The organism is Rhizobium lusitanum (assembly GCF_014189535.1).
GTDB lineage: Bacteria > Pseudomonadota > Alphaproteobacteria > Rhizobiales > Rhizobiaceae > Rhizobium > Rhizobium lusitanum_C.
This window is the reverse complement of record NZ_CP050308.1, coordinates 1059456-1080422: the sequence shown is the minus strand read 5'-3', so window position 1 is coordinate 1080422 and position 20967 is coordinate 1059456. Positions and strand designations below refer to the sequence as shown.

Sequence of the window (20967 nt, the reverse complement as noted above, 5' to 3'; positions counted from 1 at the left end):
GATCCGCAGAGGGAAGATTGCCGGCGCTCAGGTGAGGGCCGGCAATCCCGTCATTTCCTAGGCATTGAACAGGAAGTTGAGAACGTCGCCGTCCTGTACGACATATTCCTTACCTTCGGAGCGCATCTTGCCGTTTTCCTTGGCGCCGACTTCACCCTTGAAGGTGATGTAATCGCCATAAGCTATGGTTTGGGCGCGGATGAAGCCGCGTTCGAAATCGGAATGGATGACGCCGGCGGCCTGCGGGGCCTTGGTGCCTTCCTCGATCGTCCAGGCGCGTGTTTCCTTCGGGCCGACGGTGAAATAGGTGATGAGATGCAGCAGCTTGTAGCCGGCGTAGATCAGCCGGTTGAGGCCGGCTTCCTGGAGGCCGAGTTCGGAGAGGAATTCCATGGCTTCCTCCTCGGGCAGTTGTGCCACTTCCGCTTCGATGGCGGCGGAGATGATCACCACTTCGGAATTCTGCTCCTTGGCCATGGCGGTGACGGCAGCCGTATGCTCATTGCCGGCAACGGCATCGGCTTCGGCGACGTTGCAGACATAGAGCACGGGATGCGAGGTCAGAAGGTTGAGGCTCTTGAGGATATGGAGTTCCTCCTCATCGAGCTTCGACAGCAAGTTGCGCACCGGCTTGCCTTCGTTCAACAATTTGAGCGAGGCTTCCATAAGCGGCAGCATCGCCATGGATTCCTTGTCTTTGCTGTTGGCGCGCTTGCGTGTCTGCTCGGTGCGGCGCTCTAGGCTCTCGAGATCGGAGAGCATCAGCTCGGTCTCGATGGTCTCGGCATCGGCAACCGGATTGATGCGGCCTTCGACGTGGGTGATGTCGCTGTCTTCGAAGCAGCGCAGCACATGTACGATGGCGTCGACTTCGCGGATATTGGCGAGGAACTGGTTGCCCAGGCCTTCGCCCTTCGACGCGCCGCGCACCAGGCCGGCAATATCGACAAAGGAGATACGCGTCGGGATCAGCTCTTTCGACTTGGCGATTTGGGCAAGCTGCTCCATACGCGGATCGGGAACCGCCACTTCACCCGTGTTCGGCTCGATCGTGCAGAACGGATAATTCGCCGCCTGCGCCGCCGCCGTCTTGGTCAGCGCGTTGAACAGAGTGGACTTGCCGACATTCGGCAGCCCGACGATACCGCATTTGAAACCCATGGCACCTTGTCCATATCTTGAAAATCTTTGCAGTGCGTATGGGGGAAGGGCCGTTGCGGGTCAAGTCTTGCAGGGGAAAAGCGCCGTTTTTCTGCAAGAAGGGCGGCTCTAACGGTTCTGCAATCGCATGCCGTTTGTATGTTTGCCGACGTGCGGACGACGGCGTTGTCGCCTCCTGTTCACAATCGGTTGATCCCGGCGGTTATCGTCGGGCCATCGTTTTGCTTGAATGGCTGGTTGCAGTGCGATATAAACCTGTTATCAGCGAAAAGCTCTTTTCCCTCCTGTCATCAACGGTGCCTCCGATGAGTGACAATGATATTGTCCAAAAACCGAAGACCAAAACGAAGCCGAAGGTCGAGCGGCCGAAGCTCTATAAGATCATTCTCGTCAACGACGATTACACGCCGCGCGAATTTGTCATCATGGTGCTGCAAGCCGTCTTCCGCATCAGCGAGGAGACCGGCTATCGCGTGATGATGACTGCGCATAAGCTTGGCAGCTGCGTGGTGATGGTCTGCGCCCGGGATATCGCCGAGACCAAGGCACAGGAAGCTATCGATCTGGCGAAAAGTGCCGACTTCCCATTGATGTTCACCACCGAGCCGGAAGAGTAGAGTCGGGCCGGGAACGTCAGGCCAGGGCCGGGCGACGGATCTGGAAGCCGGTTTTGTCCTGCGAGAAGCCGCAATTGGTGTAAAAGCGCAGCGTCGCCGGTTCCTTCGAGCCGGTGAGCAGCATCACCTTGTAGCAACTCTTCTCCCAGGCCGTTGCGATGGCTTTGTGGATCAGCGCCCGGGCGTGGCCGCGCTGGCGATGGTCGGCGTGGGTGACGACATTCTCGATCAGCGCATAGGATGCGCCCTGGCGCGTTAAATTCGGGACTACGACAAGGGTGACGGAGGAGACGGCGAAGTTACCGGCAAACGCCACGAAGATCATCATTCCGGGGTGCGCCAGGATCTCCGCAAAGCGGCTTTCCGCCAGCGCCGGTTCCAGTTCCGGATCGTCGTGATTGAGGTGCCCATAGAGTGCGAGAAGGGTGGGGAGATCGCCGGCGGCGGCCGGGCGGATCACCACCATGTCGCCGCCGTTTACGGCTTCCGCCATCTCAATCGTCCTTCTTGCCGAACATTCTCTTCAGCATCTCGGCCATCGGGCCGCTCTCGGGCATGCGCGGTTGATTGTGATTGCGGGCCTGATGAACGTGAGATTTGGCCACGGCCTTCTTTTCCGGTTTCGGGGCTTCTTCCTCCGCCTTGCCGCCCAGTGCCAGCGCGATCTTGTTCATGAGCTGCGAATCCTCGCCGCGCACCAGCATGTCGGCATTGTCGGCAATCGCATCGAACAGCAGTTCCAGCCAGTCGCGGTCTACCTTGGCGAAATCGCCGAGCACGTGGTTCTGTACCATCTCCTTGACGCCGGGATGGCCGATGCCGAGGCGCAGCCGCCGGTATTCCTTGCCGCAATGGGCGTCGATCGACTTGATACCGTTATGGCCGCCATGGCCGCCGCCGGTCTTTAACCGCGCCTTGGCGGCCGGCAGGTCGAGTTCGTCATAGATGACGACGAGGTCGGAAGGCTCGAGCTTGTAGAAGCGCATGGCCTCGCCAACGGATTCGCCGGAAAGGTTCATGAAGGTCTGCGGCTTGATCAGCAGGACTTTCTGGCCGCCGAGTTCGCCCTCGGCAATCTCCGCCCTGAACTTCTTCGACCAGGGTGAAAAGCTATGGCGACGATGGATCGCGTCCACGGCCATGAAGCCGATATTGTGACGGTTGCCCTGATATTTGGCGCCGGGATTGCCGAGGCCCACGATGAGAAGCATGCGCTTCGCCCTTTGGAAAATGCCGATGCCCTTCACGACAAGGAATTGACGGCAAAGTCAAGGCGAGGCCTTCCGTCAGTCGCTGAGGTGCAGGCCGTATTTCAGGAATATTTGCTTCTGCGTGCCGTCGGCAATCAAGCTGTCGAGCGCTGTCTGCATCCTCTTCAGCAGATCGTCCGGAAAATCCTTCTGGCAGGCGATGCCCATGGGCTGCGCGGAAAGAACTGTCACCTTCTCGACGGCGTTGCCTTCTTTCCTCAATTTGTCGAAATAGCTTTCGGAGATCGGCATTAGGTCGATGCGGTCGCTCATCAGCTTTTTCAGTGTGGCCCTGAAGTCGCTGCCGACATCGATCCGCGGGAAACTGGCCTGCCGCAGGATGGTCTCGGTATAGTCTTCCCGCCATGTGCCGACAGTATACTTCCGTGCCTCATCGAGCGTGGCGGCGGTGACGCTGGATCCAGTGTGCTTGATCAGGATGTTACGGTCGACCAGCACCGGCTGGACCCACTTGAACAGCTTGTCACGCTCTTCATTGTGTGCTGTGGCGAAGACGCAGGTCATCGGTACCGTCTGCGCCTGGGAGTAGGCCCGTGCCCACGGCATGACCTCGATCGAATAGTCGACGCCGATATCGGCCATCACTTTGCGTACCTGGTCGACGGTCGCGCCCACGGCCGTCTTGCCGTCGCGGTAGTTGAAGGGCGGATATTCTTCTGTGGTGAAAGCGATGGTTGCGGCTTGAGCTGTAGAGAGAAGGCCGCTGGAGGCGAGGCTGAAAAGGATGAGGCGCAGCAGTTTTCGCATGTGGTTCTCCTCTAGCTACGATGCTTGCGCCACGGAGGGGAGGCCCTCTGCTCGTGGTCCTGCCAGTGTCTTCATCAGATCGTTTGGATGCTGTGGCCGGTGGAACAGGTAGCCCTGACCGTAATCCAGTCCCATGGCGCGTAGCGTCGTGCATTCCTCCTCGGTCTCGATGCCTTCGGCGATGACCGTGCAGTTCATCTTGTGCGACAACGTCGTGATGCTTTCGACCAGCATACGGCTCTTGGCGCTGACATCCGAGGCGGTGTCGTTGATCGCGCGGATGAAGGATTGGTCGATCTTGATGATATCAACCGGGAAACGGTTGATGTAGCTCAGCGACGAATAGCCCGTACCAAAGTCGTCGAGCGCGATGCGGCAGCCGTAGCGGCATATTTCGTTGATGACCATGCGCGTTTCCGGATTGTCGTCCATCAGGACTGCTTCGGTGATTTCGACGACGATCCGCTTCGGGGAAATATCGTGGCGGGAGAGCAGGGCGGCGATGCGCACAGGCAGTTCCGGCTCGAACTGCAGTGGCGAGAAATTGATGGCGAGATAGGTGTCCTGCATGCCGTCGAGGCGCGAGAGACGAGCAAAATTGGAAACCGCCTTCTCCATGATGCGATTGCCGATGCGAATGATCGAGCCCGTCTCCTCCGCGACCTCGATGATCCGGGCCGGCGGCAGAATGCCCTTTTGCGGATGATGCAGCCGCATCAGCGCCTCGAAGCCGGCGATGGAGCGATCGTCGATATTGACGATCGGTTGCAGGTAGGCCTCGAACCAGTCTTCGCTGAGGCCGCTTTCGATATGGTTTTCAAGTTCCGCACGGCGGCGGGATGCGTCCAGCATGCTGTTGTCGAAGATCTGCGCGCCGTTCTTGCCGTCATGTTTTTTGGCATACATGGCGATATCCGATTTCAATAGCAGCTCGGCGGCGTTGGCGGCATGGCGGGGGTAGATGGCGATGCCGATACTGGCGCTGAGGCGGGCGTCGCCACCAAAGGGTTCTTCGAATATCTCGGAGATGCGGGCTGCCATATCGATCGCCTTTGCTTCGGCGTTCTCGGCAAGCAGCAGGATAGCGAATTCATCTCCACCAAGGCGGGCGGCGATGTCACCGGGTCCCAACCGTGCCTGCAAGCGAGCAACCAGCTCGCGGAGCGCCGCGTCGCCGGCGGCATGGCCCTTGTTGTCGTTGATCCATTTGAAGCGGTCGAGATCGATGAAAAGGCAAGCGAGTTCGCGCTTGCGCTTGTCTGCCTCGTTGATCTTGCCGTCCAGCGCCGTCTCGAAACCCTGACGGTTCAGCAGGCCGGTCAGATGATCGGTGATCGCCTGGCGCAGGTTCCGGTCTTCGGATTGCTTGAGATCGGTGACATCGGTCATGACCGAAAGCGAAAGGCCATCCTGGATCGCTGTCGTCTCGAGGATCAGCACGTCCATGACCCGGTCGTCCTGGCAATAGAATTTTACCGTCACGTCGAAGCGGGCGGCACTGTCGGGATGGCTGCGTTTGCGTTCGATGTATTTCGCGCGCGATTCCGGAAGGACGAGGCTGACAAACTTGCGGCCGAGCACGTTGGAGCGGGCGTAGCCCGTGGCGGCTAGCCAATAATCGCTGACGGCGGCGATGCAATCGTCCTTGTCGAGCGAGAACAGCATGGCCGGCGTCAGATTATAGGTATCGGTGGCGCGGCGATGGGCGAGCTTCAACTCGGTCTCCTCGCGCTCCAGCTTGCTCTGCATCTCGTTGAAACTATGGGCGAGCCGGCCCATTTCGTCGTTGGACTGCCAATCGACATGATGGCGCGAGCCCAGCTGCCGCGTCGCCTCTATCGCGTGGGTCAGCCGCATTAGTGGCTGAATGACGAATATGCGGTTTCCGATCAAGGCGGCGCCGAAGACGGTCAAGACGGCGAAGATGAAGATCGAGATGAAGACGATCTCCTCGCTCTTCAATCCGTCGAAGAGGCCGAGCGTGGGATAGTAGACAGTGATGGAGCCGAGATTCCTTGCGCCATCCACGCCATTGTAGATGATCGAACGCGAGACGGCTTCCAATGCCCCCTTGTAGGATTTCGGGATGGTCGATTGCGTGACGTCGAGCTGGCCGGAGAGGTCGCGGACATTGACCTTGACGATCGCACCCTCGGCAACCGTCGTCGCGCTGATCTGCGTGACGCTGTCCTCGTCGAGATCCCATAGCGGTTTGGCGAGCGCCTGGGCGTTGGCGACCAGCAGAACGGAGATATGGTCCTTGATTTCCTTTTCGGCGCGTTCGGACGAGAGGAAAAGAAAGAGCACAAAAAGCGGCGCGACGAAAACCAGCAGCGCACCGCAGACGATCGCGAAAAACCTGTTTTCGACGGAATGGTTCATAGTTCCGCTTGCTCCCCGGTCGCAGACCGGCTGATCTTGGGGCGTGCCGTTCTCTACAACTGTTTGGCGTAAACTTTCACGAATGTGTTAAATGTTGCTGAAACCATGGGGTTAATGGATTTAAACCAAGTATTGATTCTGTAGTTCGCAAGACTTTCTGCGACTTTTATTAGAATTTACACATGAAAAAACCCGCCATCCCCAGAGGGGAGGCGGGTCTGAATGTGTAGCGACGAAGACGCTGATTAGGCGCTGGCTTCTTCGCTGCCTTCTTCTTCCGTAAGGCCGGCTGCCGGAGCGACGATCGTTGCGATCGTGAAGTCGCGGTCAGCGATGACCGGAACTACGCCCTTAGGCACGGTTACATGCGAGATGTGGATGCTGTCGCCGGCCTTCAGACCCGACAGGTCAACAGTGAAGAATTCCGGGATCGCATCGGCCGGGCAATGGACTTCGACTTCGTGACGAACGATGTTCAGCACGCCGCCAGCCTTGAGACCCGGGGACTTTTCCTGGTTGACGAAGTGAACCGGGATTTCAACGGTCACCTGGCTGTTGCCGGAGACGCGCAGAAAGTCGATATGGAGCGTGAAGTCACGGACCGGATCGAGCTGGTAGTCCTTCGGCAGAACCTTGATCTTCGTGCCGCCGACGTCGATCGTCGCGATCGTGGTGAGGAAACCACCGGCATGGATACGCTTCGTCACTTCATTGGTGTTGAGAGTGATCGAAATGGGGGCCTGCTTGTCACCATAGATGACAGCGGGAATCAAACCATTGCGGCGAAGTTCACGGGCGGACCCCTTACCAACCCGTTCGCGCGCCTCGGCCTTGAGCTCGTAGCTTTCGTGGCTCATAGCTATTCCTTTCGAGGTTATCTGGAGAGCTCATCCGGTCGGTCATATGCCGTATCGGTTGAACTGGAGGAGGGCGTGCCCTGCCTCATCCGCATTGCCTCCAAGGGTGTCTGCGCGGACGCGTGGCGTATAATACAAAGTGGCCGCAGGCGCAAGCATCTCCGTAGAAAGCGCAGCTGTGATGAGATTGCAACTCCCAATAAAGAGCCGGCGATGCTATTTCTATCAACGCCTTGACATATACCCTTGGCCTCTTCAACAGTCGATTTCAATCGATCAGGGTCAAAAGGAGAGATCGGGCATGCGCTCCAGGGCTATCGCCGCCGCCGCGGTTTTTTCCATCGGTCTTGCTGGCGCGTTGCAGGCGGCTGACGTCAACGAGCAAGGCGCAAAGGAATTGCGCACTATCCTGACGCATTCCCTTTCGCGGGATCTCGCCCGCAGCGATTTCGTCACCGTCACGCCGTCGGGCGATCAATATCAGATCACCTACGACCTCGCGAAATTCTTCGACAAGATCAATTCCAGCGCGCTCTCGGTTACCGGTTTCAAGCCTCTATTGCTGTTCGCGCAGCCGCTTGCGGAAGGCAAATGGCACCTGAAGGGCGATAATAGCCTCGACGTTTCGGTTCATTCGCCGACAGCGGATGTCAGCTATTCCGTTGCCTCCAACTCGGTTGACGGCATTTTCGATCCGGCGCTCGAGGTGATGCGGTCGCTGGAGACGAAGAGCAATGGCATCAAGTTCTCCAGCATTGGCACTGGCAGAAACACCGGCCATGCGATGGACGCCACCATCGATAACGCATCGTTCTCCAGTTCGGTGACCGACGGCACCCAGGCCGGCAAGGTCAACCTGCAATCACAGGGCACATTGCAGCGTTTCAATGAAACGGTGACCGGGCCTGGTGCGTCGTCCGTCAATCTCAGCGCGGACAGCATCGATATCAAGGTGGCGGCGACAAGCCTGCCGGCGAAGGAACTGCGCGAACTCGTTCACTTCTTCATTCAGCACGTCAAGGCCAAGCAGCTATCCAACAGCGGCAGCGAGAAATTCGCGGAGCTGGTGCGCCGCACCCTGCCGGGATTCGGTTTGCTGGACGAAACGGTGACGTTGAACAATCTGCTGGTGACGACCGCCAAGGGAAAGGTCGGCGTCAAGACAGTCGATTACAGCTTCAAGATGGATGGCCTTACAAAGGCCTCCGACGTCAATTTCGGCCTGCACGCGGAGCACTTCACGCCTGACCCTGGCCTCATTCCGTCGGCCTATGCCGCTTTCCTGCCAGAAACGCTCGATGTGCAGATCGGCATGCCCAATATCAATTTCGATGGCATTATCGATGCGGCCCTGAAGAATGTGGCGACGCGTGCCACGCCGGTTTCCGGCGAGGCGCTGAAACACATCGCGTTCCCAGGTGGCCTTGCGACTCTCGAATTTCCGAAAATCAGCGCGACCTCCGGCGTCTACGATGTCGAGGTCTCCGGCGCGTTGAAGAGGAGCACCCAGTCCCACGCCGGCTACTCGCTGCAGGCAACGATCCTGGCCCGCGATTTCGACAAGACGATCACCGCCATCCAGGACGTGGCCAAGACGGACCCGCAACTGAACAAGGTTTCCTTCAGCCTGATGGCCGCCAAAGGTTTCGCCAAGACCGATGCGGATGGCCGTCAGCGCTGGGATGTCACGATGGATGAAAATCGCGTCGTTACGGTGAATGGACAAGTGCTTAAAGGCCCCAAAGGCCCCTAAGAGTTTGTACCCGACACTCGTTTCGGCGTCTTCGATCTGATCAAGAACCCACTTCAGGGTTCTTCTGTTTCCAACTGTTTTTCTAGGTAATTTGGGGGAATGAAGCATGCGTTTTAAAGCAGTAACCGCGGCGGCGGTTTTCGCCGTGGGTGTGGCAGGTGTGTCGCAGGCGGCGGATGTCAATGAACAAGGTGCAAAGGATCTGCTTGGCAACCTTACGCATTTCATGCCGGACGACATAGCGAAGGGTGGGATCGTCGCTGTCAAGCCGGTGAACGGTCGCTATGAAGTGACCTATAACCTTAAGAAACTCCTCGACAAGCTGAACGTCACCGGTTTCGCAATTACGGGGCTCAAGCCGTTGACGGCGTTTGCCACGCCGCAGGATAGCGGCCTGTGGAACATCGAGGGCAGTAATGCGATCGATGTCACCGCCCGCTCGAAGACCGGCAAAGTCCCGAGTGTCGAGCTCCGCTATGCGCTGGCCTCCTCCAGCTTCCAGGGCGTCTTCGACCCCGCGCTTTACTATGTGCGCTCGATGGAGATGAAGGGCAGCGGCATCACCTTCGCCACGAAGACCACCGATAAAGACAAAACCGTACAAAAGAGCGATGCCACGGCTGACAGCATCGTTTACACGCTGTCGTCGTCCGACAGCGGTGAGCCGGACAAGCTTGATCTCAAGATGGACGGCAGCCTGCAATCCCTCAACAACACGATCTCCTCCTCCGATGTGACGCTCGCCGAGATCAAGGTCGGCGCGATCGATTTCAACGCATCGGCGACCAAGCTGCCAGTGAAGGCGTTGAATGAACTGTTTCGCTTCTTCTCCGAGCACAAGGAAGCGAAGACCCTGTCCGAGGACGAGAGCACGGCGCTCAAGGCGTTGCTGCAGAGGATGATGCCGATCGTCGGTTCGTTCGGCGAGACGGTCGCCCTCAAGGATGTTTCCGTGACGACCCCCTTGGGCGATGGCGGTCTGCGGCAGATGGATTATTCCTTCAAGGTGGCGGGACCGAGCAATGCGATGAATGCCGATTTCGGCCTCCGCGCCGAGAAGCTCACCCTGGCATCCGGTCTCGTGCCGGAAGACTATGTTGCCTTCATTCCCAGCTCTGCTGAAATGCAGGTGCAGCTGCCGAACCTGAATTTTGCCGCTCTTGCGGAGGTTCTGCAGCAGACCGATTTCAACCATCCGGCCGGCCAGGACGCCGTGGACAAACAGTTGCGCGAAGCCATGTTTCCTGATGGAACGATGACGGTCAATTTTCCGAAGATCAGTGCGGTTTCGGAGCTCTACGACGTCGAAGCTTCCGGCAGTATGCATGGCGCGCTGGACGATACCAACCGTGTCACTATGAACATGACGATACTTGCACGCGACCTCGACAAGACGATCGCTGCTGTTCAGGAGGCCGCGAAGACGCAGCAGGATCTCAGCCAGTTCTCCTTCGGCCTGATGATGGCCAAGGGCTTCGCCAAGACCGATCCCGACGGACGTTCGCGTTGGGAGGTCAGCATCGCCGACGACAAGACCGTGACGATCAACGGCCAGGTCATCAAGTAAGCCGCTCGAATACCAGAATGCGAAGATGTTTGTCCTAAGGCCGCTGGCCCAGCGCTCGATTTCTCTCCTATGGGCCGGCCAGGTGCTGGCGGCGACCGGATCCGAATTCTACATGGTCGCCGTCGTCTGGATCGCGGCGGATTTCATTGGCAGCAACGCGGGCTACGTGTCCGCGTTGCAGTCGGGCATGCTTCTATTCGGCAGTCTCTTCGGTGGGATACTCACGGATCGCTGGCGGCATAGCACGACGATGATTTCGTCCGATGTGCTGCGCGCGCTTTTGTTGCTGGTACTGTCCGTGGCCGGCTTGATGCATGTCATGAGCCTGCCGTTGCTGATCGTGCTTGCCGGATGCATCGCCTTGCTGACGGCAGCGTTCGATCCGTCGTTGCAGGCGACCTTGCCGACGATCGCGGTCGACCCCGACGTTCGGCATGCGACCAACGGATTGTTCGACGCCACGAGGCGCATGGCCCGCATTCTGGGGCCGAGCTTGATTGCATTGGTCAACGGCTTCCTGCCGAAATCACAGTTCTTCACCGTGACGGCGGCGACATTGCTGCTGTCTGCCCTGGCGGTCTGGCTGGCTGTCGCCAGAGTGCCGCCCGCGCCTCGCCGTCGCGATTTCTCGGGCGCGGCTGCGGTGATCGACGGTGTGCTGGGCGGATGGAGGGCTGCGCGAGGTCATGCTGCCATCCTCTATGGCCTGTTCACCAACCTGATGGGAAATATCGCCTGGGCCATGGGCATTCTGCTTGGGATGATCCTGCACCTGCGCGAAACCAGCAGCGATCCCTTGACCGATTACAGCCTGATGATGATGGCCTATGGTGTCGGCAACGTGACGACCAACCTCATCCTCAGCAATATGAAGCCACGGCGGCCAGTGGTCTGGATCATCGTGGCAAAACTGATTTTCGGCACCGGCGTCTTCCTGCTACCGCTGATGCATGACCGTCTATGGTTGATGGCCGTTGCATGCTTTGCCTCGATCAATGGCCCCTTCGAGAATCTCGCCATGCTGCATCTGATGCAGACGAGGAGCGAGCCACACCGTCTGGCGCAGATCTATCGCTTGATGATGTGCGCTATCTTCCTCGGCCTTTTCCTCGCCTATCTCATGTCGCCGACGCTCTTTGCCTGGTTCGGCATCGGGCCGTCGATCATGGGGGGCGGGTGCCGCGGTTTTCGTCGCCGGGCTGATCGGAATAGGGCTGCTTGTCTGGCGGCAAAGGCATCCGGCCGGTGTGACACCGGCATGAGGAAGGGATGGCCGGTTTTCAGTCGAACAGGCTGGAAACCGATTCTTCCTGGCTGGTGCGGTTGATGGCTTCGCCGATGAGGCTGGCGGTGCTGATAACGCGGATGTTCGGCGCGGATAGTACAGCCGTCGTCGGCTGAATGGAATCGGTGGTCACCAGTTCCTTCAGCTTCGAATTGGCGATGCGGGTCACGGCGCCACCGGACAGAACGCCGTGAGTGATATAGGCCGTGACGCTGGTCGCGCCATTCTTCAGGAGCGCCTCGGCGGCATTGCAGAGCGTGCCACCGGAATCGACGATATCGTCGATCAGGATGCAGTCCTTGCCGGTGACATCGCCGATAATGTTCATGACTTCGGACTCGCCCGGGCGATCACGGCGCTTGTCCACGATCGCGAGCAGACAGTCGAGGCGTTTGGCAAGCGCGCGGGCACGCACGACGCCGCCGACGTCGGGCGAAACCACCATGACGTTGCCGATATCGTAGTTGGCCACGATGTCGCGTGTCAGAATTGGCAAGGCGTAAAGATTATCCGTCGGGATATCGAAGAAGCCCTGGATCTGGCCGGCATGCAGATCAAGCGTCAGGACGCGATCGGCTCCGGCCTCGGTGATGAGGTTCGCCACGAGCTTTGCCGAGATCGGCGTGCGCGGACCGGCCTTACGGTCCTGACGAGCATAGCCGAAATAGGGAATGACAGCCGTGATGCGCCGCGCCGAAGAGCGCCGCATCGCATCGACCATAATCAACAATTCCATGAGGTGGTCATTGGCCGGAAACGATGTCGGCTGAACAACAAAGATGTCCTCGCCGCGCACGTTTTCCTGGATCTCAACAAAGATTTCCTGGTCCGCGAAACGCCGGACACTCGCCTTACCCAAAGGAAGATTGAGATAGTTGCAGATCGCTTCGGCGAGTTGCCTGTTCGAGTTGCCTGCGAAAATCTTCATTTTGGCCCGCCTGTTACCAACCTGATAGCCGCGCTTTTAACCGCCTTGCTCTCGAATGCAAGGGGGGAGAGGTACGATACCTTTTATATTTCGGAAAAGCCTGTGGCTATCCACCGCGAGAGTCACGCCAGGAGTTGAATTCCGACATGGTTTTGGTGGCGATTTTTTGCATGACGGAGGGAGGAACGGCGGTCCATGGATCGCCGCGCTTCAGCGGCGCGCTTTCAGCCCCCTGGATTCGGTGCAGGCGGGCACCGCTATTGTCGAGGACATCCCAGACATAGGTGACGGAAATCTGCGGTCCATCCTGGAAGGCGGAAAGATAGCCCTTCAGAATATAGCTGGCGCTGGAATCGCTCGAACTCTTGATCGCCAGGCCAAGCGAACGTGCCTCCGCGCCAAGCTGGCGTGAAAGCGGGGTGACGGCCTCGACCGGAGCGCCGATGATCGGCAGGAAACGAACGCTGTTTCCACCGGTTACGGCTGCCGGGGCGATGGAAGCTTGTTGCTGCTGTTGGTCGGGCTGTTGCTGGTCGTCCTGCTGGTTTTGAGTAGCCTGTTGTTGTGGCTGCGGGTCATCGGCGAGGCGGCGGTCGACTTCGCGCTGCTCATCGGATTCGGATGTCGGTGCATTACCCGGTGGAATGGATGCGGTTTGGGAGCCATCGAGGGGGCGGGAGGCGTAAGGATTGCGACCGTCGCTTCTCAGCGCTGCCGCCTGATCCTCCAGCGAGCCTCCGCCAGAGCTTTGTGGTTGATAACCCTGCTGCTGATAACCCTGTCGTTGGTAGCTATAGCTGTCCTGTGCTGTCTGCTGGCGCTGTGGTGCGGAGGCCATGCGTTCGACATCGCGTTGCGTGACGGGGCTGGAGCCGGCATCGCCGATGGTCCCGGGCGGCGTCAGGGCGTCTGTCGTGTTGCAGGCGACAAGCGCAAGGCAGAAGCCAACGGAAATCAACGTTGTCCTGACCAGTCCCATATGCGCGATCCTTTCCTTCGAGGGTCACCCCGTTCAGGATCGCTATTTTACGCTGCTAACGGTTAAGAAATTCGAGCTGATGGCGCGACAAAGCTCGCGGTCCCTGAGATGTCGTCAGATAGGTCTGGCCGAGCGTCATCGCGGTGCCGGTATCTGAATCCATGATGATCATGTGAACGAAGAGCGACATGCTCTCCTCGATCTCCTGCGGATTGCCGGCAACAAACATCTCATGCTCCATCCAGGAGGGGGAGAAGCGGGCGCCGAGCGAATAACCGCAGGCATTCAGCCGGTGGCGGGCAAGGCCGCGCTCGTCCATGATCTTGGCATGCATGTCGAAGACGTCGCCGAAGGTATGGCCGGGTTTCAGCACGGTTTCGATCGCCTGGATGGTTTCGAGGCAGGCGCTGAACAGCTCGCGGTGGCGATGGGTGGGATCGCCAACGACGACCGTGCGCATCATCGCGGCATGATAGTGGGCATAGGCGCCCGCCCATTCGAGGGTGAGCTGGTCGTCGGCATCCAGCTTGCGTCGGCCGGCCTTGTAGCGGCAGAGCAGGGCCTCTGGCCCGGAGCCGATGATGAATTCATTGGCGGGATAATCGCCGCCACCGGAAAAGATCGTGCCTTGCATGGCAGCCAGAATATCGGCTTCGTCGGCACCGGGCTTGATCAGCGCGAGTGCGGCATCCAGCGCATCGTCGGCGAGGGTGGCGGCGCGCTCGACATAGGCGATTTCCGTCGGGCTTTTGACAAGGCGCAGACGGCCGACGAGATAGGAGGCATCGACGATCTGGCCAAAGGTGGCGATCTGGCTGTCGAGCAGGCGGGCGACGCGGCCGGTCATGCCGTGCGTGTCATATTCGACGCCGATGCGGGCGCCGAGCAGATCGAGCTCGACCAGCAATTCCTTGAGATCGACCGTCGGATCGGCATTGACGCGATCGACCCAGATGCGAATGTCGGAAATGACGGAGGTGAGCTGCGCCTGGCGCAGATCGGCCGAGCGGGTCAAAAGCACCATCGTGCCATCCGACTTGACCACCAGCGTCTGGAAGAAGCAGTAGCCGAAGGTATCGTAGCCGGTCAGCCAGTACATGCTCTCCTGCGCGAAGAGCAGCATGGCATCGAGCTTCTCCTCCTGCATTTTTGCGAGGAGACGGGCCAGACGGGCGTCGAATTCGCTGCGTTCGAAATGCAGGGCCATTTTAGGAGGTCTCCTCGATGGCGATGGCGGAAATTTGCCGGCCGTAATCCGGCTCCTTCGCATGCGTGGTGCGGCGATAGGAGAAGAAGCGGTTGGCATCGGGATAGGTGCAAAGAGCGAGGCTTTCGGCGGTCACGCCGGCCCTGCGCAAACGATCGACCGTTAGCGCCGGCAGGTCGAACATCGCGTGGCCGGGTTTTTCGGACGGAATGAAGTACTTGGTATAGTCCGGGTCGTAAGCGGTGAAGCGATCGACGAATTCCGGGCCGACTTCATAGCTTGCCTGACTGATCGAGGGGCCGAGGCAGGCGGTGATCGCCTCCCGCTTGGCGCCAAGCGTGACCATTGCCTCGATGGTGTTCTCCAGCACGCCGGTGAGTGCACCCTTCCAGCCGGCATGGGCAGCGCCTATCACCCGGTTTTCGGGATCGGTGAAGAGGATCGGTCCGCAATCGGCGGCGAGCACGCCGAGTACAATCCCCGGTGTCGCCGTCACCATGGCGTCGGCTTGCGGCCGATCACCGTCGTAGTCGGCATCGATGGTGATCACGTCGGGTGAATGGACCTGGTGCACGGTCGCAAGCCGCTCTAACGGCAGGCCGAACCAGTCGGCGACACGGCGGCGGTTTTCCTCTACATGCGCGCGATCGTCATGGGAGCCGAGGCCGACGTTCAAGCCGCGATAGAGGCCCTGTGAGACCCCACCCTCGCGGGTGAAATAGCCGTGGCGGATACCGGCGCTTTTGGCGGCGCTCAGCAGTGTGCTTTCAATCGGAGTCGGCAATACCGCATGTCCTTTGATGGGTTCTTTGGCGTGGGTCGTGATGAATAACGCATCTGTGGCGAAGCGGTTCGATTTGGCCGGGATGTTGGCCCAGCCATGCGCGCTCTGTCAATCCGCTGGCTTTAGCAGTCTTGCTCAGCGTGCAAGGCGAAAAGGCTGGAGATCGATCGTCGGGCTTGAGACCGCCAGCACCTTGAAGAGCTCGCCCATCTTGCCTTCGCCGGCACCGGCAAGCCGTTCGACGGCGACGCGGATTCCCTCTTGCGTCGCAGCGTCGCGATCGCGGCCAAGTGCAGCAGCTCGCTCCAACAGACCGAGCCCGATGAGGAAATCGCCCTGATGACAGCATCCGTTGATTTGCAGGCCGGAGGCGGCAGCTGTTTCGGCCAGATGTTGGAAATCGACATGGCTGGTGAGATCCGCTTCGCCGGGATGCTCCAGCGGCGGATCATATTCATGCATGCGCACGGCCTGTAGCGTATCGCCGAAGCCTGTCGCCATGTGTCCGTAGTCAATGGCGAGCGCGGTGCCGCCATGAACGGCGAGCCGATCGCAGACCGTTGTCATTACCGCCTGGCGGGCAGGGGCTATCTCAAAGATCGCGCCGATCGGTGGAACCGGCCCGTCCGGGAGAAACGCCGGGTCCAGGCTGGCGACGCCGACCGCGAAGGTCAGTTCGTCATTGGCATCGAGCCCGACCGTGCGCTCGCGAAACCCGTTTGCCGTGCGGACGAACTGGCGGATGGGAATGGCGTCGAAGAGCTCGTTGGCGGCAAGCAGGGTGAAACCTGCCGGCACGTCATTGAAGTCGGTATGCCAGGAAACCTTGTCACCATGGTCGGCAAGCGTCTGTCGCTGAAACTCCTGCAGCCGATCGCTGGTTTCGACCAGGTGTACGTTCATGGCATCATAGAGCGCCGGCGCAAGCTTGCTGATGACGCGGAGCATATCGGCCATCATCGTGCCGCGACCGGGGCCGATTTCCACCAGGCGGACATCGGCGGGCGAGCCGTGGCGCTGCCAGGCATGCACCATGAAAATGCCGATCATCTCGCCAAAGAGCTGGCTGATCTCGGGCGCGGTGACGAAATCGCCGACACTGCCGAAAGGCTCGCGCGTCTTGTAGTAGCCGTGCTGCGGATCGGCCAGACAGAGCGAAAAATAGTCGGTGATGCTGACCGGTCCGTTCGCACGGATAATGGCTTTGATTTTTTCGCCGAGCGGGGTCGTCATCATTTGGTCTCGCTAGAGCATGATTCCGAAAAATATAAGGCAGTTTTCGGAAGGATCACGCGATATTTCACCCCAGAGATCAGGCCGTCTGCCGGGCGGCTGCCTGGCGGGCGCGAATGACTGCCCAGAGGCCGATCGCGACCATCGGCAGGGACAATATCATGCCCATGGTCAGCCAGTTGGTACCGAGGAGGTAGCCGAGCTGCTCATCGGGCTGACGGAAGAATTCGACGAAAATACGCGAGAAGGCGTAGCCGATGACGAAAACCCCGCTAATGGTGCCGGGTTTCTTCAGAGCCAGGGCCCAACGCGTCAGGATGAAGAGGATGACGAAGAGGACAATGCCCTCGATGCCGGCTTCGTAGAGCTGGCTTGGGTGGCGCGGATCGGGGCCGGCGGGGCAGACGCCCTGATGCGCGGCGATAATATGCGGGCTGCAGAAGACCATTGCCCAGGGGACGTCGGCAGCCCGGCCCCAGAGTTCGCCATTGACGAAATTGGCGATGCGGCCGAAGAAAAGGCCGATCGGCGCGACCGCGGCGACGATATCGAACAGGCTCCAGACCGGGATCTTGCTGCGATTAGCGAAAAGAATCATGGCGATGGTCGTGCCGATCAATCCGCCGTGGAAAGACATGCCGCCATTCCAGATCTGAACGGCTACGATCGGATTGGCGAGCACCTTGTCGAGATCGTAGAACAGGATGTAGCCGATGCGGCCGCCGAGAACGATGCCCAAGGCGACCCATAGGATGAAATCGTCCAGATGAACGCGCGTCATCGGAGCGGTATCATTCAGCCAGAGCTTGCCGTTGTCGACCAGCCGCCGCGCATAGAGCCAGCCGAGCAGGATACCGGCAACATAGGCGAGGCCGTACCAGTGGATGGACAGCGGACCGAGCGAAAAGGCGATCGGATCGATATCGGGAAATGGCAGGATGGCGGCAAGATTGGCGGATGTCAGCAAGATTGTCAGATCCGTTAGGGCATGGTTCGCAAAATTGCGATGCGATTCTTGGATAAGAGCATGCTAAATCCAATGTGGCCGGAAGATGGCGTTCGGCATTGAAACGGTCAAGTCGATTTTCATAAGTCTTTCGTCATGGGCCGGCTTGTCCCGCCCTATCTCAATTTGCTTGCATCGAACCCTCGGAAATCTTACCTCAGCACTATCTGGCCCCTATATGATGCCATTCAATTTTGAGGCTGACGACCGCAAGGAGACCACAATGAGCACTGGACCGAACCGTATCATGGACGAATTCGCCAAGTTGATGACCGATGCCGCCGGTGCGGCCCAGGGAGTGCGCCGCGAGATCGAGACGGCTTTCAACGCGCATGCAGAACGCTGGCTGAACAGCCTCGATATCGTCAAGCGCGAGGAGTTCGAAGCTGTCCGTGAAATGGCGATCAAGGCTCGTGACGAAAACGAAGCGCTGCTCGCCAGAATCGAGGTTCTGGAAACGCGTCTTTCTTCGAAAAGCAAGTAATTGCAATCAATTTTGCGAGAAAAAGGCGCGGCAGGCCTCTGCCGCGCCTTTTTCCTCTAAAATTTTCGGCGATTTATCCACCTGTGGACACTGGCAAAAAAGCCAATCGCCAGAGTCAGTTATGACTCCCTTCTGAATAGACATCGGAAGAGCTGTCCACAGCACCGTTGCCCAAAATCTCCCTTGAGGGGCTGGCATGCCGGGCATGCCGTTATACACTGATTTTAAATGATGATTCGAAACGGACTTGGTAAGCTCCGGGCAGGGTGGATGCGTTAGTCTGGCAGCCGTTCAACATCATCCCGAAGATGTTTCCGGAGTAAAGCAGTTTGCGTTCTTTCAATGTTGAAGCACGCGAAAGCTGCATTCTTTCCGGTCAAGAAGGTGTTGCATGAGCCTTATGGAAATAGAAGTCGAACGCCAGTCAAATCCGGTCGATATGATCGAGTTCGTGGCCGCCAATAACGACTGGTCGTTTGAGCGGTCGGGCGAAGACGAAATCGCCATGACCGTCGAAGGTAAGTGGACGGATTATCATGTGTCCTTCTCCTGGATGGAGGAGTTCGAGGCGCTGCATATCGCCTGCGCTTTCGACATCAAGGTCCCGGACATCCGCGCCAACGAAGTCATCAAGCTTTTGTCCTGTGTCAACGGGCAGGTGCTGATGGGCCATTTCGACCTGTGGCGGCAGGAGGATATCGTGATCTTCCGGCAGTCTCTGCTGCTTGCCGGCGGCGCCGAGCCGACCAATCGGCAAGTGGAAGTGCTGCTGTCCAACGCTCTTGACACCTGCGAGGCCTATTATCAGGCTTTCCAGTTTGTTGTCTGGTCCGGCCTCGACGCAAATCGCGCCATGGAAGCCGTGCTGTTCGAAACCGTGGGCGAATGCTGATATGACGACTGAGGCATCTTCCAGCGCGCTCTCATCCTCTGGTGCTATCATCTTGATTGGCGCTGGGAATATGGGCGGCGCGATGCTGACGGGCTGGCTGAAGAATGGTGTGCTTGGTTCCTCGGTGATCGTGGTCGATCCCAATCCGTCCGAGGCGATGCGGACGCTGATAGCCGATGCCGGCGCAAGCCACGTCACCGGTGTTCCCGCCGGCGTTACTGCGGGTGTTCTCTTCATTGCGGTCAAGCCGCAGGTCATGGATGCCGTGCTTCCGCCGTTCAAGGAAACGGTCGGGCCGAATACGGTGGTGGTGTCGATCGCAGCGGGCAAGACGCTTGCTTCTCTCGAAAAGAACCTGGGGAAAGCGGCGATGGTGCGTGCCATGCCGAACACCCCGGCCATGGTCGGCCGCGGCGTCACTGGCGCCTTTGCCAATACCGAGGTCGGCAAGAACCAGCGGCAATTGGTGCATGATCTTCTAAAGGTGTCCGGTCCGGTCGAATGGGTGCCGGAAGAGGCCGATATCGATGCCGTGACGGCGGTGTCCGGCAGCGGGCCGGCCTATGTTTTTTATCTCGTCGAGTGCATGGCGGAAGCGGGCCGGAAGCTTGGCCTGCAGGCGGACCTCGCCATGCGGCTCGCACGGGAAACTGTCGCGGGGGCTGGTGAATTACTGCATCAGTCCCCCGATGACGCCTCGCGCCTACGCCAGAATGTGACGTCTCCAGGCGGCACGACAGCGGCGGCCCTTGCCGTGCTGATGGCCGAAGGCGGGATGCAACCTCTGTTCGACGAGGCGCTGGAAGCGGCGCGCAACCGAGCACAGGAACTGGCCGGCTAAATTTCCAAGATCTAGAGGGTGTGTTTATGACGGAAGAGATCACCTATGGCGATTTCGAGCGGGTGGATATCCGCGTCGGGACGATCATCGAGGCCGAGGCTTTTCCGGAAGCGCGTAAGCCGGCCTATAAGTTGAGGATCGATTTCGGGCCAGAGATTGGCATCAAGCGCTCCTCGGCGCAGATCACCGTCCACTACACGCTGGAGAACCTTATCGGCCGCCAGATCCTTGCCGTCGTCAATTTCCCGCCGCGCCAGATTGGCCCCGTCCGCTCCGAAGTGTTGACTCTCGGATTTGAAGACGAAAATGGCGCCATCGTACTTGCGGCCGTGACGCAGCCGGTGCCCAACGGTCGGAAGATGATGTAGTTCAACGGTATATCGCCGTTAGTGGATATCCCGCGATACCGGATCGCTCACGCTGAAATCCAGAAATTCCGCTTCAAATCCCTCGCGCCGCGGTGAGCAGAAGGTGGGGCCGACGGAGACCTCTTCCAAGGTCGGATCGAACCAGGCGAGCCGGGCCATTCGCCACTCGGCCATCTTATCGGTACGGTACTGGATGAAAAGGGCGTCGCCGTTACGCGTCACACGTACCGACAGGGCATCGAATTCGTGATCGAGCGGAAAGGCGGACCAGTCGGAATTGCCGTTGGTGACCACGACGCTGAAATGCTTGGCGCCGTCGGTATATTCGATCCCACATTTCATCCAGTGCGTGGCGTCATAACGGAGCATCAGGCCGGCCTGGTCGTAGAGCTCTTGATAATGCCCGATGAAGGTGGTTTCAGCGGTGAAGTCGCCTTGGCGTGGCTGGCCGAGGAAGTGGCCGTTGTCGCGATGGAAGCCGTAATAGGTTCCTTGCCAGAAATCGGTCTTGTCGCCGGAGCGGACGAGCAGGCGTCCCTGGTTCATTTCCCAGACCGGTGGCGCATTCAGCCAATACATGTCGTTGATGTCGATCGTCATGTCCG

General features: G+C 59.1%; 21 protein-coding genes. 8 read left to right on the top strand and 13 right to left on the bottom strand.

Features of this window, described 5'->3' with window-relative positions; all coding sequences use genetic code 11:
- Nucleotides 1-57: 57 nt before the first annotated feature.
- The gene (ychF, locus tag HB780_RS18995; protein ID WP_183694999.1) at nt 58-1161 is read right to left on the bottom strand and encodes a redox-regulated ATPase YchF; all 1104 of its coding nucleotides are present in this window, start codon (nt 1159-1161) and stop codon (nt 58-60) included.
- A gap of 305 nt (nt 1162-1466) precedes the next feature.
- Between ychF and clpS the strand changes: the two genes are divergently transcribed.
- The gene (gene clpS, locus HB780_RS18990) at nt 1467-1778 is read left to right on the top strand and encodes an ATP-dependent Clp protease adapter ClpS (protein ID WP_183697254.1); all 312 of its coding nucleotides are present in this window, start codon (nt 1467-1469) and stop codon (nt 1776-1778) included.
- Nucleotides 1779-1794: 16 nt separating this feature from the next.
- Here clpS and HB780_RS18985 read toward each other — a convergent pair whose 3' ends face one another.
- From HB780_RS18985 to HB780_RS18965, 5 genes are all read right to left on the bottom strand, one after another.
- The gene (locus HB780_RS18985; protein ID WP_183694996.1) at nt 1795-2271 is read right to left on the bottom strand and encodes a GNAT family N-acetyltransferase; all 477 of its coding nucleotides are present in this window, start codon (nt 2269-2271) and stop codon (nt 1795-1797) included.
- Nucleotide 2272: 1 nt separating this feature from the next.
- Nucleotides 2273-2989 carry an aminoacyl-tRNA hydrolase gene (gene pth, locus HB780_RS18980; RefSeq protein ID WP_183694993.1) on the bottom strand — a complete coding sequence of 239 codons (717 nt, stop codon included), beginning with the start codon at nt 2987-2989 and terminating at the stop codon, nt 2273-2275.
- 75 nt (nt 2990-3064) lie between these two features.
- Entirely contained in the window at nt 3065-3796 is a 732-nt protein-coding gene (locus tag HB780_RS18975) for a substrate-binding periplasmic protein (protein WP_183694990.1), read from the bottom strand.
- A 15-nt stretch (nt 3797-3811) separates the two neighbouring features.
- Nucleotides 3812-6178, bottom strand: coding sequence for a putative bifunctional diguanylate cyclase/phosphodiesterase (locus tag HB780_RS18970; RefSeq protein WP_183694986.1), 2367 nt, complete (start codon nt 6176-6178; stop codon nt 3812-3814).
- A 245-nt stretch (nt 6179-6423) separates the two neighbouring features.
- The gene (locus tag HB780_RS18965; protein WP_183694983.1) at nt 6424-7035 is read right to left on the bottom strand and encodes a 50S ribosomal protein L25/general stress protein Ctc; all 612 of its coding nucleotides are present in this window, start codon (nt 7033-7035) and stop codon (nt 6424-6426) included.
- Nucleotides 7036-7336: 301 nt separating this feature from the next.
- On the opposite strand from HB780_RS18965, the gene HB780_RS18960 reads away from it, so the two are divergent.
- From HB780_RS18960 to HB780_RS18950, 3 genes are all read left to right on the top strand, one after another.
- Nucleotides 7337-8788 carry a hypothetical protein gene (locus HB780_RS18960; RefSeq protein ID WP_183694980.1) on the top strand — a complete coding sequence of 484 codons (1452 nt, stop codon included), beginning with the start codon at nt 7337-7339 and terminating at the stop codon, nt 8786-8788.
- 106 nt (nt 8789-8894) lie between these two features.
- Nucleotides 8895-10355, top strand: a complete 1461-nt coding sequence (locus tag HB780_RS18955) for a YdgA family protein (protein WP_183694978.1) — start codon at nt 8895-8897, stop codon at nt 10353-10355.
- A 25-nt stretch (nt 10356-10380) separates the two neighbouring features.
- Nucleotides 10381-11682: an MFS transporter gene (locus HB780_RS18950; RefSeq protein ID WP_286203142.1), complete on the top strand. Its 1302-nt coding sequence runs from the start codon at nt 10381-10383 to the stop codon at nt 11680-11682.
- On the opposite strand, the gene HB780_RS18945 is transcribed toward HB780_RS18950, so the two are convergent.
- The 6 genes from HB780_RS18945 to lgt form a co-directional block, all read right to left on the bottom strand.
- Complete coding sequence (locus HB780_RS18945; RefSeq protein ID WP_183694973.1) at nt 11636-12568, bottom strand: ribose-phosphate pyrophosphokinase; 933 nt, start codon at nt 12566-12568, stop codon at nt 11636-11638. The two genes, HB780_RS18950 and HB780_RS18945, sit on opposite strands and share 47 nt — an antisense overlap.
- Nucleotides 12569-12674: 106 nt before the next feature.
- Entirely contained in the window at nt 12675-13547 is an 873-nt protein-coding gene (locus tag HB780_RS18940; protein WP_183694970.1) for a hypothetical protein, read from the bottom strand.
- 55 nt (nt 13548-13602) lie between these two features.
- On the bottom strand, nt 13603-14754 hold the full coding sequence (locus tag HB780_RS18935; RefSeq protein WP_183694967.1) for a M24 family metallopeptidase: 1152 nt from the start codon (nt 14752-14754) through the stop codon (nt 13603-13605).
- A gap of 1 nt (nt 14755) precedes the next feature.
- Nucleotides 14756-15538 (bottom strand): peptidoglycan editing factor PgeF, encoded by a 783-nt coding sequence (gene pgeF, locus HB780_RS18930; protein ID WP_183694964.1) that lies wholly within the window; start codon nt 15536-15538, stop codon nt 14756-14758.
- Between the two features lie 135 nt (nt 15539-15673).
- Nucleotides 15674-16771, bottom strand: coding sequence for a class I SAM-dependent methyltransferase (locus HB780_RS18925; RefSeq protein ID WP_183697251.1), 1098 nt, complete (start codon nt 16769-16771; stop codon nt 15674-15676).
- Nucleotides 16772-16850: 79 nt separating this feature from the next.
- Nucleotides 16851-17738: a prolipoprotein diacylglyceryl transferase gene (lgt, locus tag HB780_RS18920; RefSeq protein ID WP_183694961.1), complete on the bottom strand. Its 888-nt coding sequence runs from the start codon at nt 17736-17738 to the stop codon at nt 16851-16853.
- A gap of 262 nt (nt 17739-18000) precedes the next feature.
- Between lgt and HB780_RS18915 the strand changes: the two genes are divergently transcribed.
- From HB780_RS18915 to HB780_RS18900, 4 genes are all read left to right on the top strand, one after another.
- Nucleotides 18001-18261: an accessory factor UbiK family protein gene (locus tag HB780_RS18915; protein WP_183694958.1), complete on the top strand. Its 261-nt coding sequence runs from the start codon at nt 18001-18003 to the stop codon at nt 18259-18261.
- Nucleotides 18262-18652: 391 nt separating this feature from the next.
- Nucleotides 18653-19153, top strand: a complete 501-nt coding sequence (locus HB780_RS18910; RefSeq protein WP_047456289.1) for a type III secretion system chaperone family protein — start codon at nt 18653-18655, stop codon at nt 19151-19153.
- Nucleotide 19154: 1 nt separating this feature from the next.
- The gene (proC, locus tag HB780_RS18905; RefSeq protein ID WP_183694956.1) at nt 19155-19994 is read left to right on the top strand and encodes a pyrroline-5-carboxylate reductase; all 840 of its coding nucleotides are present in this window, start codon (nt 19155-19157) and stop codon (nt 19992-19994) included.
- Nucleotides 19995-20020: 26 nt separating this feature from the next.
- On the top strand, nt 20021-20362 hold the full coding sequence (locus HB780_RS18900) for a tRNA-binding protein (RefSeq protein ID WP_183694953.1): 342 nt from the start codon (nt 20021-20023) through the stop codon (nt 20360-20362).
- Between the two features lie 18 nt (nt 20363-20380).
- Here the strand turns inward: HB780_RS18900 and HB780_RS18895 are convergent, their stop codons facing one another.
- Complete coding sequence (locus HB780_RS18895) at nt 20381-20962, bottom strand: DUF1349 domain-containing protein (protein WP_183694950.1); 582 nt, start codon at nt 20960-20962, stop codon at nt 20381-20383.
- Nucleotides 20963-20967: the final 5 nt, after the last annotated feature.

What these genes read in the sequence shown, in the direction of transcription:
- ychF (WP_183694999.1), bottom strand. Translation starts at nt 1,161, where the DNA reads ATGGGTTTCAAATGCGGTATCGTCGGGCTGCCGAATGTCGGCAAGTCC.
- clpS (WP_183697254.1), top strand. Translation starts at nt 1,467, where the DNA reads ATGAGTGACAATGATATTGTCCAAAAACCGAAGACCAAAACGAAGCCG.
- HB780_RS18985 (WP_183694996.1), bottom strand. Translation starts at nt 2,271, where the DNA reads ATGGCGGAAGCCGTAAACGGCGGCGACATGGTGGTGATCCGCCCGGCC.
- pth (WP_183694993.1), bottom strand. Translation starts at nt 2,989, where the DNA reads ATGCTTCTCATCGTGGGCCTCGGCAATCCCGGCGCCAAATATCAGGGC.
- HB780_RS18975 (WP_183694990.1), bottom strand. Translation starts at nt 3,796, where the DNA reads ATGCGAAAACTGCTGCGCCTCATCCTTTTCAGCCTCGCCTCCAGCGGC.
- HB780_RS18970 (WP_183694986.1), bottom strand. Translation starts at nt 6,178, where the DNA reads ATGAACCATTCCGTCGAAAACAGGTTTTTCGCGATCGTCTGCGGTGCG.
- HB780_RS18965 (WP_183694983.1), bottom strand. Translation starts at nt 7,035, where the DNA reads ATGAGCCACGAAAGCTACGAGCTCAAGGCCGAGGCGCGCGAACGGGTT.
- HB780_RS18960 (WP_183694980.1), top strand. Translation starts at nt 7,337, where the DNA reads ATGCGCTCCAGGGCTATCGCCGCCGCCGCGGTTTTTTCCATCGGTCTT.
- HB780_RS18955 (WP_183694978.1), top strand. Translation starts at nt 8,895, where the DNA reads ATGCGTTTTAAAGCAGTAACCGCGGCGGCGGTTTTCGCCGTGGGTGTG.
- HB780_RS18950 (WP_286203142.1), top strand. Translation starts at nt 10,381, where the DNA reads ATGTTTGTCCTAAGGCCGCTGGCCCAGCGCTCGATTTCTCTCCTATGG.
- HB780_RS18945 (WP_183694973.1), bottom strand. Translation starts at nt 12,568, where the DNA reads ATGAAGATTTTCGCAGGCAACTCGAACAGGCAACTCGCCGAAGCGATC.
- HB780_RS18940 (WP_183694970.1), bottom strand. Translation starts at nt 13,547, where the DNA reads ATGGGACTGGTCAGGACAACGTTGATTTCCGTTGGCTTCTGCCTTGCG.
- HB780_RS18935 (WP_183694967.1), bottom strand. Translation starts at nt 14,754, where the DNA reads ATGGCCCTGCATTTCGAACGCAGCGAATTCGACGCCCGTCTGGCCCGT.
- HB780_RS18925 (WP_183697251.1), bottom strand. Translation starts at nt 16,771, where the DNA reads ATGACGACCCCGCTCGGCGAAAAAATCAAAGCCATTATCCGTGCGAAC.
- HB780_RS18915 (WP_183694958.1), top strand. Translation starts at nt 18,001, where the DNA reads ATGAGCACTGGACCGAACCGTATCATGGACGAATTCGCCAAGTTGATG.
- HB780_RS18910 (WP_047456289.1), top strand. Translation starts at nt 18,653, where the DNA reads ATGAGCCTTATGGAAATAGAAGTCGAACGCCAGTCAAATCCGGTCGAT.
- proC (WP_183694956.1), top strand. Translation starts at nt 19,155, where the DNA reads ATGACGACTGAGGCATCTTCCAGCGCGCTCTCATCCTCTGGTGCTATC.
- HB780_RS18900 (WP_183694953.1), top strand. Translation starts at nt 20,021, where the DNA reads ATGACGGAAGAGATCACCTATGGCGATTTCGAGCGGGTGGATATCCGC.
- HB780_RS18895 (WP_183694950.1), bottom strand. Translation starts at nt 20,962, where the DNA reads ATGACGATCGACATCAACGACATGTATTGGCTGAATGCGCCACCGGTC.